A 12279-nucleotide genomic window follows, 5' to 3' on the forward strand; every position below is an offset into this window, starting at 1 on the left:
CGGCGAGCCGTCATCAGTGAGTGCGTAGCTTGGCAATGGCCAAATACGTAGAGTCACTTATCCCCGAGCTCGATCCCTGAAAGAGGTTGAGCAAGGGAGACTGACCCTGACCGGTGCTCTGGCTGTTTTTGACGTCATACATGGCGGAGAACCGGCTCAGCAGCTTTGCAACTTTCGCGGGATCGGACAGATCCTTGATCTTCATGAATCTGTCCACGAACTTGGCTTGCTGATCGATCGGCATCGCAGCCATTGAATCAGGCAAATTGAAAGTGGTCCTGAACACCTCCGAAAGAGCCTTGTCGGCCAGGATGTCGTATGGGGACGTGATTTCCCCCGCCTTTCGCTGGAAATACAGCGCCAGGCGCACGCCGGGATTCGTATCCCCCTGCTGCTGCTCCAGGCTTTGCTCGAGATAGTTCGTCTGTGTTTCCCGGAATTGATCGCGCTTCTGCGGACCCATCATCGGGAGGCGCGCGACGTTGCCGTTGCTGTCGAAATTGAACGACGCCACGATGTCGGCAAAGCGAGGATCGCTCTGCGTGTTCGCGAAGCTCTTTGGATCGTTCAGGTCGGAGCTGAAGATCTTCTTGAGAAATTCGGTACTGACCTTCTTAGGGTCAAGACCCTTGGCCAAGAGGACGAAATCGACCATCGGCCTGTTTGCGAGAAGATCGGAAACGCTGTCGATGCCTGCGATTGCCTCTTGATACGCCGTCGCATCTTTCGTGGCTTGTGCCCGAGCGGCCGCCTGCTGCTGAGTGGTGCTTGCCTGCTTCACCGCCGCAGTCACGTAGTCCTTCGCGATCTCAAGGACTTCAGCCGAGTCCTGCGCCACCAAGGGGGTCGTCAGATTGCCTTTTGCGTCGAAGTTGAAGGCGCGTGCCAGCTCTAAATATCGATCGTCCTTGAGGGTATAGACGTAGCTCTTGGGGTCGTTGAGGTCGCTTTCGAGCACAGCCTTGACAGTAGCCGGCGAGACGTTTCCGGCATCGAGGCCGACGGCTCCCAGCGCAAAATCATACACGCCTGGTGTCGATACGAAGGCCTGGACCGAATTGATATTGAGGATGGCTGTCCTGAATTGCCTGATTGCAAAAGCTTCGTTCAACGGGCTTGCCGCCGAATAGACCGCGGACTTGCTGTCGTCGAACTGCTTTTTCGTGAGCGTGATATTTGCAGCCGTCTGCGCAGGTACACCCGACGGAAGTGACCCGTCGGGCGAAAACTCGAATGCGCCGGCCAGGTCTACAAACCCGTTAATCGTCGCTATCTGGCCGCTGAGGCTGGAGATGCTGTTCGTAGATAATTCCAGGTGATGCTTTTCGACCAGGATCTGGACGTTCAACTGGGTCACGTTGGCGCCCGGTTGCGAGAGTTGGGCGGTGTAATTGGCAATATTCAATTTGGCGGTGCTGACATCTGATTGGGCCTGAGCAAGCTGGGTGTTGAGGCCAGTCAGCTGAGACGCGAAAGTGGTGTTGACGTAGCTGTTTGGATCGGATGGATCGCTGCGCAGGACCTGGCTGATCGTGTCAGCCGGCCACTTGCTCTGATCGATCCCGTACGCCGAATAGACGTAGTTGCGAAGACGGTCGTTGGCCAGGAGCTGGTCTGCACTGCTGATGTTGCCGATTTGGGCGCTGTAGTAATTCGAGTCGGCAGCGAGCGCATCGACCTCGTTCTTCCTGGTCGCCGTGTACAGACCGATCATCTCGTCGGTCTGGTTCTCCGATTGCGCAACCGGCGTCGCACTGCCATTGAAGGAAAATGCCGCGGCAAACTCCCGGTAACGCTTGTCGACCAGCTTGTTGACGAAGCTCTTGGAGTCCGAGAGATCGCTCTCCAGCACCTTTTTCATGAAAGCCTTGGCGTAGGCCATGTCTTCCAGGCCATATGCCTTCATCGCATAATGATACAGGCGATAGTCTTTCATGAAGTCGTCGACGGTTTTCACCTTGCCGATGTTGGCCTTGTAATAGGCGGCCTCTCGCGCGACGTCCTGTTGCTGTTCGACCCGTGTGAGGGACTGCTTGAGATTGCGCGTGATGTAGCTGTAACCGAAATACGTTGATACCATCGCGCACTCCTCGCGGCTTCTTACGGTCCCGGACGTCCGTCAATCATTGCGGGGTCGCGAGGTGGGGCCGGCCTCATGCCAGCGAACTGTCTCAGCTACGTCTTCCTGGGGCGATTCCTGCCCACAATCTTAGGGTTTAATTGGCGTCCAGCTGACGCATATCGAGTTTGTTTCTGTGTGTTGCTGTATGTTTCTCAGATGCAGCTTTCGCGAGGATTGCGTTCCTGATATGTTCCGGTCGATCGGAATGGATTGGAAGCTGAGTAGCAACGGTGGAGTGTGGAAGCGACGCTGGGGGAATAATCGAGGATCGCGATCGACGCTCATGCTCTCCGTCGTCATTGGAGCGTAGTGAAGCAATCCAGACTGCCGCCGCGGAAAGATTCTGGATTGCTTCGCTGCGCTCGCAATGACGGAGCGGAAGGCAACAGCGTGCCCACTCCCGTGTCCCGGACAAGCTGCAGCGCACCGCCGAAGGGGCGCTGCGCTGCGTCCGGGGCACGAGAGCGGAATCAATCTTCGCATTCCAATCCAAATTGCACGCGCGGTTTCGCATTCTCGCGGCACATCCTGCCCGAGCTTTGAGTCATCACAGCCCCCAAAAATGCCGAGGGCGCAGGGAAGGCCGGGTGCCGGCTGGCACCCACGGTCCACTGTGCGAAGGTTGCGCTACAAAAATCTGCACAGCGGCATACAGGTGAAGCCAAACATCCGGCCTTCCCTGCGCAGTGGTTTTACGGCTTATGTCGTGATCTCCCCGGGGAGCGATGCACTATTGCCCCCGTCGCCTTGCGGATGGCTGATGCGCGTGCCCGGTCGGGCCGTCACATCACCGCAAGACTTGACGCACAGACCCCGGGCGCCAGGACCACACGATTTTGCCGTACGCAGGCTGCACCGGTCGTGTGCGCGCGGATTGCTGCTCACGGAGTGACCCGCCCTGCAACCACCTTCGCGCCGACGCCGCCTGCGTCCACCACGTCCCATCCCGCGTTCGTGACGATCGCGATCCGCCCCTCGGCCGGGTTGGGATGGTTCTCTATATGATAATCCGAAATACGGATAAAGAGAAATATTTTTGCTCGGTGCGATTGACCTTCCATTGGGTGTTTTGCCCGCAGGGCGGCGCAAGGAGTTGTGCGCCTGCGAGGCATCCGCCGTAACGGCGCCATGAACCGGTCTCCCCTCGGCCCCAAAATGCGCTAGGATGATCGGAGCGCGCCTGAAGTCGCGCACGATCAACGAGACCGATGAGGAAACGAGATGAGGGTGACGATTGGACGGCGCACGGCCTTGGCGGCAGTGTTGACTGCCGCTGGCGCGGTGGCTTTGACGGCGGCGTTTGGGCCAGCCTCGACATCGGCCTGGGCCCACGGGCCGACCCGGCAGAAGGTGCGCGAATCCATCGAGATCAACGCGGCCCCAGCCAAGGTGTGGGCCGCAATGGGCAATTTCCAGGACATGAGCTGGCTGCCGCCGGTCACCAAGACCGAGGGCGAGAAGGGCAACGAGATCGGCGCGACGCGGAAGCTGACGCTGACGGGCGGAGCGACCGTCGACGAGGAGCTCTACAAGTTCGACGCCGCCGCCATGACCTATTCCTACCGGATCACCAATGTGGACGTGAAGGTGCTGCCGGTGACCAATTACTCCTCGACGTTGACGGTGACGCCGAGCGCTGACGGCAAGGGCTCGACGCTGGAATGGGCCGGCGCGTTCTATCGCGGCTTCCCCAACAACGAGCCGCCGCCGGAGCTGAGCGACGAGGCTGCGGTCAAGGCGGTGAAGGGGCTGTACCAGGCCGGCCTCGAATCCCTGAAGAAGAAGATCGAGAGCGGAAGCTGACGGTGCGGGCGCTGGTCCTGGCGGCGCTCGCCGCCAGCCTTTGCCTTGCCGGCATCGCGCACGCGTCCGCCGAAGAGGCGTTCGTCACCAACCAGCTCAGCGACGATCTGATGGTCGTGGACCTCGCCACGGCGCGCAGCGTTGCGACGATCCCGATCGGCGGCAAGCCGGCCGGCATCGCCGTCAGCGCGGACGGGCGTTTTGCCTATGTGACGAGCCCGGATGCCAAGGCCGTGACGGTGGTGGACGCAGCAACGCGGCAGGTTATTGGGCGGATCGAGGTCGGCGGCGGGCCGCTTGGCATTGCGGTCGCGCCTGATGGCCGCACCGTCTATGTCGCGGACTGGTACGCGGCGGCCGTGCGGGTGATCGACGCGGCGAGCCGCAGCGTCACCGCCAGCATCGCGGTCGGCGCCTCGCCGTCGGGCCTCGCGGTGACGCCGGATGGCAAGCTGCTGCTCTCGGCCGACCGCGACGACGACAGCGTCTCGGTGGTGGACACCGCGACGCGGCAGCGCAAGGCGACCATCAAGGTCGGCACCCGCCCGTTCGGCGTCACCATCGATGCCGAGGGCAAGCGCGCCTACACCGCCAATGTCGGCTCCAACGACGTTTCGGTGATCGATATCGCCGCGGGTAACGAGATCGGCCGCGTGCCGGTCGGGATGCGGCCCTATGCGGTGGCGCTGACGCTGGGCCGCGGCTTCGTCACCGACCAATATGGCGGCACCGTCAGCGTGTTCGACCTGGCGACGCTGAAGCCGATCAAGCGGATCAACGTCGGCGACTACCCCGAAGGCATCGCCGCGACCGCGGACGGCAAACGCGTCATCGTCGCCTGCTGGGAGAGCAACACGCTTGATATCATCGACGCTGCCGAGCTGAAGGTCGTGGGCGAGGTCAAGACCGGCGACGGCCCGCGCGCGTTCGGGGCGTTCCTGCGCAGGACGGAGTAGGGGATGCGTCGTGCCTATTTCAATTCGGCAAACGCCTTCAGCTTCAGGAAGAAATCTCGCAGGATAGGGTTGCGATCCACGTAGGTCACGTAGCGGATCGCATGCCGCCGGCGATCGATGCTCCACGTGATCTGATCGGTGAGAACCGGCGCCGGCACGATCACGCTCGGCGCCCAATCGGGGTTCAGCAGCCAGCCGACCGGCGCCATGTCCCAGATCTCCTTCGCCCAGCCCAGATGATCGGACGAATATTCCTTGAATCTCTGAGCGAGGAACGCGCCGATGCTGCCGTGCGGTTCGACATAGCGCTCGATCTCCGGCACCGTGCTGTGAAGGTGGGAGGTGACGCCCTTGCACGGCACCAGCACGAGCGGCACGCCGCTGTCGAACAGCACTTGCGCGCCGCCGACGTCCTGCTTGAGATTGAACTCGACCGTGTGCGGCCATTCGAGCGCATGGCCGCCGAGCCAGACCACCACGATTCGGTCGATGATGTCGGGGGCTTTGAGGAGCGCGGAGGCGACGTTGCTGATGGCGCCGATGGCGATGACGTAGAGCGGATTGTCAGGGGAGCCCGCGCGCGCCCGGGCCACGAGGTCTTCGACGGCGGGTGCCGCCTGCGCCGTCATGGCGGGACCGACATAGTCGGTGACGCCGCGATGTACCAGGCCATCCGGCGCGACATTCAGGCGCTCCAGCAAGCGAAGGATTTCCTGATAGCTCAGCTCCGTGCCGTGGCCGGGACTGTCGGCGCGCGCATTGAAGAACGGCGCGGCGTAGATGGCTTCGACGTCCAAGCGGTCCTTCGACAGCAGCATCTGCGCGAGCGCGAACTGGTCGTCGATTTCGTTATAGGTGTCGGTGTCGAGCACGACGCGCACCTTGCCGACCGGCGGTTCAAGGAGCTTCAGGCGGGCTGCGTCCGTGAGTGTCATCACCGTCTCCTCGGGCCGTGCGTGGCGATTGCAGATCAGGTTTTGCGCGGTGTTCGACAAACCGCGTCCGTGATCTCATCCATCTGCGCGAACATCCGGTCGGGCGCAAGCGCCTGCAACGCCGCCGGCGCGGCATAGCCCCAACTGACCGCCCCGCAGGCAATCCCGACGGTCCGCGCCGCCTCGATGTCACGCACCTCGTCGCCGATCGAGATGACCTTGCCCGGCTCCACGCCGGCGCGCCGGATGATCCGGCGGAATTTCGCCGGCTTGCCGAACAGCGACGCCGCGCAGTCGAAATGCGTGAATAAGCTCGCGGCCTCGCCGAGCTTCTCGCGCGCATTGGCCTCGCTGTCCGACGTCACCAGCGCCAGCTGCACGCCGTTTTCGGCCAGCGTCCGCAACATCGCCTCGACGCCCGCAAACAGCGAAATTTCCGCCGCCGCCTCCGCCTTCAGCCGCCGCGCATGCCGCGCGATTGCCGGCAGCTTCCACAGCGGTACCTCGAGCCGGCTGAGGATCTCCCGCGTCGAGGCGTGCCGCAGCGCCTCGACATCCTCATCCCGCACACGGCGAAAGCCGAAGCGGTCGGCGACGTCGTTGATGGTGCGCAGGAACCACGGAAAGCTGTCGGCCAGCGTGCCGTCGAGATCGAAGATGACGAGGGAGTAGGGCATGGAGACGAAGTTACACCGCTAGGCTTTCCACACGGTCTCTTCGGTCCATCCGAGCCCGGCGAACTCGGCGGCCCGGAGCGGTGCTTCTCCCTCAGCGAAGAATTCGTCGAGCTGAGGCGGCGCGATACTTGTTGCAGAGAGCATCGCGTGCGCCTGTCCGCGGTGATGGATCTGGTGCTGAAACAGATGCATGAGTAGCCGATCACGGCGTTCGGTCTGGACCCGCGTGTCGCGGTTGATCCGCACAATGCCGTCGAGATTCTCGGGCGTCAGTGCATCGCAGACGGCAATCAAGCGCTTGTCGATCGCGGCCTGCGCAGCCTTCAACGTGGCAAGGGAGGGGTGCGGCACTTCGTTCTTCCAAGCCGCCGGTCCCAGCCATCCGGCCTCCAGTGCATCGACATAGAAGAGGTCGATGACATGGATGTGGTTCAGCGTGCGTTGCAGGCTCGGAAAGAAGCCGGTCCGTTCGGCCTCGAAGTCGGCCTGAGACAGCGCCGCGCAAGCGGTGAGCAGCCGGTGGTTTGCCCAAGTATTATTGTGGGCGAACGCGCGATAGGTTTGCACAAGTCCGGCAGGCAAACTCGGTCTCCCTCAGACAAATGCGTCGATACATTCCAGGTGCGTACCTACTCCGCCGCCTCGCTCGCCGCGCGCCGCCGCTTCGGCTTCCGTGCCTTCGCCAGCACCGGCGCCAGGAACTTCCCCGTGTAGCTCCGCGGCGCTTTCGCGATGTCTTCCGGCGGGCCCCAGGCGACGATCTCGCCGCCGCCGTCGCCGCCTTCGGGGCCGAGGTCGATGACCCAGTCGGCGGTCTTGATGACTTCGAGATTGTGCTCGATGACGACGACCGTGTTGCCCTGCGCGACCAGCTCGTGCAGCACCTCCAGCAGCTTCTTGACGTCGTGGAAATGCAGGCCGGTGGTCGGCTCGTCCAGGATGTAGAGCGTGCGGCCGGTGGCGCGCTTGGACAGCTCCTTGGCGAGCTTGACGCGCTGGGCTTCGCCGCCGGACAGCGTCGTCGCCTGCTGGCCGACATGGATGTAATCGAGGCCGACGCGGTGCAGGGTCTGGAAGGTCTCGCGCACGCGCGGCACCGCCTTGAAGAAGTCGGCGGCTTCCTCGACGGTCATGTCGAGCACGTCGGCGATGCTCTTGCCCTTGAACAGGACTTCGAGCGTCTCGCGGTTGTAGCGCTTGCCCTTGCAGACGTCGCAGGTGACGTAGACGTCGGGCAGGAAGTGCATCTCGATCTTGATGACGCCGTCGCCCTGGCAGGCCTCGCAGCGGCCGCCCTTGACGTTGAAGGAGAAGCGGCCGGGCTCGTAGCCGCGCGCCTTGGATTCGGGCAGGCCGGCGAACCATTCGCGGATCGGCGTGAAGGCGCCGGTATAGGTCGCGGGGTTCGAACGTGGCGTGCGGCCGATCGGCGACTGGTCGATGTCGATGATCTTGTCGATGTGCTCGAGGCCCTCGATGCGGTCGTGCGGCGCGGCGCCTTCGCTGGCATTGTTCAGCTTGCGGGCGATCGCCTTGTAGAGCGTGTCGATCAGCAGCGTCGACTTGCCGCCGCCGGAGACGCCGGTGACGCAGGTGAACAGGCCGAGCGGAATTTCGGCGGTGACGTTCTTGAGGTTATTGCCGCGCGCGTTCACCACCTTGATGGTGCGGCGATGGTTCGGCGGACGCCGCTCCGGCACCTCGACCTCGAGCTCGCCGGTGAGATATTTGCCGGTCAGCGAGTTCGGGTTGCGCATGATCTCGGCGGGCGTGCCTTCGGCGATGATGTTGCCGCCATGCATGCCGGCGCCGGGGCCGATGTCGAGGACGTAGTCGGCCAGGAGGATGGCGTCCTCGTCGTGCTCGACCACGATGACGGTGTTGCCGAGGTCACGAAGTCTCTTGAGGGTGTCGAGCAGGCGCGCATTGTCGCGCTGGTGCAGGCCGATCGAGGGCTCGTCGAGCACGTAGAGCACGCCAGTTAGCCCCGAGCCGATCTGCGAGGCCAGGCGGATGCGCTGGCTCTCGCCGCCGGACAGCGTGCCGGAGGAGCGGGAGAGCGTGAGGTAGTTGAGGCCGACGTCGAGCAGGAAGGTGAGACGCTCGCGGATCTCCTTGAGGATGCGGCCGGCGATCTCGTTCTGCTGGGTGTTCAGCGCCTCCGGCACGGTCTCGAACCACGCGCCGGCGCCCTTCACCGACATCTCGGAGATATCGCCGATATGCTTGCCGCCGATCTTGACGCAGAGCGCCTCGGGCTTGAGCCGAAAGCCGTGGCACGCCTCGCAGGGCACGTCGTGGAAATATTTCGCCAGTTCTTCGCGCGCCCACTCACTCTCGGTCTCGCGATAGCGGCGGTTGATGTTGGTGATCACGCCCTCGAACGGCTTCTTGGTGTCGTAGGAGCGGACGCCGTCCTCATAGGAGAACTTGATCTCGTCCTCGCCGGAGCCATGGAGGATCGCGTTCTGCGTCTTCTTGGGCAGATCCTTCCATTTGGTGGTCAGCGTGAACTTGTAGTGCTTGCCGAGCGCAGTCAGCGTCTGAATGTAATAGGGCGATGAGGACTTGGCCCAGGGCGCGATCGCACCCTTGCCGATGGCGAGCTCCTTGTCGGGGATGACGAGGTCTTCGTCGACATGCTGCTCGACGCCGAGGCCGCCGCAGGCGGGGCACGCGCCATAGGGATTGTTGAAGGAAAACAGCCTGGGCTCGATCTCGGGGATGGTGAAGCCGGAGACCGGGCAGGCGAACTTTTCCGAGAACAACATGCGCTCGGGTCCGCTCTTGTCGTGGATCTTCGCGGTCTTCTTTTTCTCTTTCTCTTCCGCAGGCGCGGCCGCCGGCGCGTCGGCGAACTCGATGACGGCGAGACCTTCGGCGAGCTTCAGCGCGGTCTCAAAACTTTCGGCGAGGCGCTGGCCGATGTCGGCGCGCACCACGATGCGATCGACGACGACGTCGATGTCGTGCGGGAATTTCTTGTCGAGCGTCGGCGCTTCCGCGAGCTCGTGGAAGGTGCCGTCGATCTTGACGCGCTGAAAGCCCTTCTTGAGCCATTCGGCGAGCTCTTTGCGGTACTCGCCCTTGCGGCCGCGCACCACTGGCGCGAGCAGATAGAGGCGCGAGCCCTCGGGCAGCGCCAGCACGCGATCGACCATCTGCGAGACGGTCTGGCTCTCGATCGGCAGGCCGGTGGCGGGCGAATAGGGCACGCCGACGCGCGCCCACAGCAGGCGCATGTAGTCGTAGATTTCGGTCACGGTGCCGACGGTGGAGCGCGGGTTCTTCGACGTCGTCTTCTGCTCGATCGAGATCGCCGGCGACAGGCCGTCGATCTGGTCGACGTCAGGCTTCTGCATCATCTCCAGGAACTGGCGTGCATAGGCCGACAGCGATTCGACGTAGCGGCGCTGGCCTTCCGCATAGATGGTGTCGAAGGCGAGCGAGGATTTGCCGGAGCCTGATAGCCCCGTGAACACCACCAGCTTGTCGCGGGGAATCTCGACGTCGATATTCTTGAGGTTGTGCTCGCGCGCGCCACGGATCGTAATTGCGCGCAGGTGTGATCCCGCGTTCTGTTGTTGGCGCTTCGCCTTGATCACTTCATCCATCCGAGTTGCCCTCAAGGAATCCCATGGGTGCGCGACCGCGCCAGCAAAAAAGGCGCGCTTCGCCCGGAACCGGGATCGGCGCCGATGGGTATGTGAGCGAACGTAGGAAGAACGGGGACGGATTTCCAGTGGCGTTTGCGAATCGTCAACGGATTGTTGGCGCGCTGGCGGCATCTGGCAGGAGCACGGCTTGCCGAACGGCAGGAACGGTCGGTCAAACAAAAAGGCCGGCGCAAGGCCGGCCTTTCGTAACGCGGATGGCGTTGGAAGCAAAGATCAGTACTTCGCGACCACCGGGCCCCCGAAGTGATAGTTCACGCCGACCTGCACGGTGTGGAAGTTGAGCGAGCCGCTGGGCACGGCGCCCGAGAAGTAGGTCTCGCCGCCGAGGCTGCGATACAGATACTCGCCCTTGACCGACCACTGCGGAGCGATAAACGCTTCGACGCCCGCGCCGACGGTCCAGCCCGAGTGGAACTTGCTGTCGGAAACCGAGAGCGGGCCCAGGGTCGCCGTGACCTTGTTGTCGATCCAGGCGTAGCCGCCGGTGCCGTAGAGCAGGACGTTATTGACGGCCCAGCCGATACGGCCGCGCACGGTGCCCATGGCGTCCGTCTTCGAGCTCACCGAGGCGGGAATCCCACCGATGCCGGGGACGAAAACCGTACCAGCTGCCGAGGCGCTGACGTCAGCCCAGGCGCCATCGGCCTCGACGCCGAACACGACGTTGCTGGTCTGCCAGTTGTAGCCGGCGGTGCCGCCGACGAAGCCACCCTGCATCCGCGGGCTGTTCGAATCTTCCCAGGCGCCGCCACCGACGATACCGAGATAGAAGCCGGTCCAGTTGTAGACCGAAGCCATGGCCACCGGAGCCTTCGTGTAGGGGCGCGCCGCGAGATCAGCGGCCGAAGCCGGGGCAGCGAGTGCGAACAAGCAGGCCGAAGCCAACAAAACCTTTTTCATTTTCAACTAATCCCAGTCCCAGTTTCTGTTGTTGCCTTCCCTGTTCGGGAAGGGTAGCGGACGCTGTGGTCCAACTGATGTCGTAGCTACACCAGCAAAGCTGCAAGTTGTGTCACTCAAAGGCCACAGCAGCCTGAAAATGGTGCAGATGCTGACCTATTATTCGCCCATGGCACACAATACGCAAAGGCCGGCACGAGGCGGGCCTTCAATTCCTTGAACCATATCAGTCGGTTCAGTACTTCTCAGTACTTCGCGAGGATCGGGCCGCCCCAGCGATAGTTCACGCGGATTAGGCCGATCTGGACGTCCTGGCTGATGCGCTCGGAGCGTGTGGCAGCACCGAGCGGGGCGAGCACGAAGTTGCCTGAAAGGTTCCATCCGGCACGTGCCTTTCCGCAGCAAATTGGCCGATTGATCGCACACATGCGGCGCTGTCATTCATCAAGAACAAATCTGGAACGAACCGAACGTCGATGCTATATTTGGGGATAACCTGAGGGGTGACGGACTGATCGGCGTCCGCAAGCGTTCGGCGAGCGTATAGGGTCGCCTCAACAGGGGTGCGGCGGAACGCGGGGAGCGGACCGGCCTTCTTAAATTCAGTGGCATTCGGAGTGGAGAGCGGCGATGGCGGGAAGCGTCAACAAGGTCATTCTGGTTGGAAATCTCGGCAAGGATCCCGAAATCCGCCGCACTCAGGACGGGCGGCCGATCGCGAATTTGAGCATCGCCACGTCGGAGACTTGGCGCGACAAGAACAGCGGCGAGCGCAAGGAAAAGACCGAGTGGCATCGCGTCGTGATCTTCAATGAAGGGCTCTGCAAGGTCGCCGAGCAGTACCTGAAGAAGGGCGCCAAGGTTTACATCGAGGGTGCGCTCCAGACCCGCAAATGGACCGACCAGGCGGGCGTCGAGAAGTACTCGACCGAGGTCGTGCTCCAGGGCTTCAACTCGACGCTGACGATGCTGGACGGTCGTAGCGGTGGCGGGGGAGGCGGCAGCTTCGGCGACGAGCCGGGCGGCGATTTCGGCTCCTCCGGTCCGGTCAGCAGCGCGCCGCGCCGTCCCGTTGCCGCCGGCGGCGGTGGCCGCAACAGCGACATGGACGACGATATCCCGTTCTGAGCGATCCCGTTCCAAGAACGTGGCGTATCACACGATGCGGACGCGCTGGCCGGATGGGGCGGCGTTTCTCACGCCGCGTCA

At 63.0% G+C, this 12279-nt stretch carries 11 protein-coding genes; 3 read left to right on the forward strand and 8 right to left on the reverse strand.

What is annotated here, in order from left to right; translation table 11 throughout:
• Positions 1 to 13: 13 nt before the first annotated feature.
• Positions 14 to 2080, reverse strand: a complete 2067-nt coding sequence (locus tag JQ591_RS09065) for a DUF1217 domain-containing protein (RefSeq protein ID WP_211395678.1) — start codon at positions 2078 to 2080, stop codon at positions 14 to 16.
• A gap of 923 nt (positions 2081 to 3003) precedes the next feature.
• On the reverse strand, positions 3004 to 3183 hold the full coding sequence (locus JQ591_RS35265) for a hypothetical protein (RefSeq protein ID WP_249136720.1): 180 nt from the start codon (positions 3181 to 3183) through the stop codon (positions 3004 to 3006).
• Between the two features lie 160 nt (positions 3184 to 3343).
• Between JQ591_RS35265 and JQ591_RS09075 the strand changes: the two genes are divergently transcribed.
• Both JQ591_RS09075 and JQ591_RS09080 read left to right on the forward strand, forming a co-directional pair.
• Positions 3344 to 3925: an SRPBCC family protein gene (locus JQ591_RS09075; RefSeq protein ID WP_211395679.1), complete on the forward strand. Its 582-nt coding sequence runs from the start codon at positions 3344 to 3346 to the stop codon at positions 3923 to 3925.
• Positions 3926 to 3927: 2 nt separating this feature from the next.
• Entirely contained in the window at positions 3928 to 4881 is a 954-nt protein-coding gene (locus JQ591_RS09080; RefSeq protein ID WP_211395680.1) for a cytochrome D1 domain-containing protein, read from the forward strand.
• A gap of 14 nt (positions 4882 to 4895) precedes the next feature.
• On the opposite strand, the gene JQ591_RS09085 is transcribed toward JQ591_RS09080, so the two are convergent.
• The 6 genes from JQ591_RS09085 to JQ591_RS09110 form a co-directional block, all read right to left on the reverse strand.
• Positions 4896 to 5816 (reverse strand): nucleoside hydrolase, encoded by a 921-nt coding sequence (locus tag JQ591_RS09085; RefSeq protein ID WP_211395681.1) that lies wholly within the window; start codon positions 5814 to 5816, stop codon positions 4896 to 4898.
• Positions 5817 to 5851: 35 nt separating this feature from the next.
• Positions 5852 to 6493: an HAD-IA family hydrolase gene (locus JQ591_RS09090; RefSeq protein ID WP_211395682.1), complete on the reverse strand. Its 642-nt coding sequence runs from the start codon at positions 6491 to 6493 to the stop codon at positions 5852 to 5854.
• Positions 6494 to 6511: 18 nt separating this feature from the next.
• Complete coding sequence (locus JQ591_RS09095) at positions 6512 to 7075, reverse strand: DinB family protein (RefSeq protein WP_211395683.1); 564 nt, start codon at positions 7073 to 7075, stop codon at positions 6512 to 6514.
• Between the two features lie 47 nt (positions 7076 to 7122).
• Entirely contained in the window at positions 7123 to 10107 is a 2985-nt protein-coding gene (gene uvrA / locus JQ591_RS09100; RefSeq protein WP_211395684.1) for an excinuclease ABC subunit UvrA, read from the reverse strand.
• A 276-nt stretch (positions 10108 to 10383) separates the two neighbouring features.
• Positions 10384 to 11070, reverse strand: coding sequence for an outer membrane protein (locus JQ591_RS09105; RefSeq protein ID WP_211395685.1), 687 nt, complete (start codon positions 11068 to 11070; stop codon positions 10384 to 10386).
• Positions 11071 to 11315: 245 nt separating this feature from the next.
• The gene (locus JQ591_RS09110; protein ID WP_211396465.1) at positions 11316 to 11498 is read right to left on the reverse strand and encodes a hypothetical protein; all 183 of its coding nucleotides are present in this window, start codon (positions 11496 to 11498) and stop codon (positions 11316 to 11318) included.
• A 202-nt stretch (positions 11499 to 11700) separates the two neighbouring features.
• Here JQ591_RS09110 and JQ591_RS09115 point away from each other — a divergent pair, with 202 nt between their 5' ends.
• Complete coding sequence (locus JQ591_RS09115) at positions 11701 to 12198, forward strand: single-stranded DNA-binding protein (RefSeq protein ID WP_045007493.1); 498 nt, start codon at positions 11701 to 11703, stop codon at positions 12196 to 12198.
• Positions 12199 to 12279 lie beyond the last annotated feature (81 nt).

The organism is Bradyrhizobium canariense (assembly GCF_018130465.1).
GTDB classification, from domain to species: domain Bacteria; phylum Pseudomonadota; class Alphaproteobacteria; order Rhizobiales; family Xanthobacteraceae; genus Bradyrhizobium; species Bradyrhizobium canariense_C.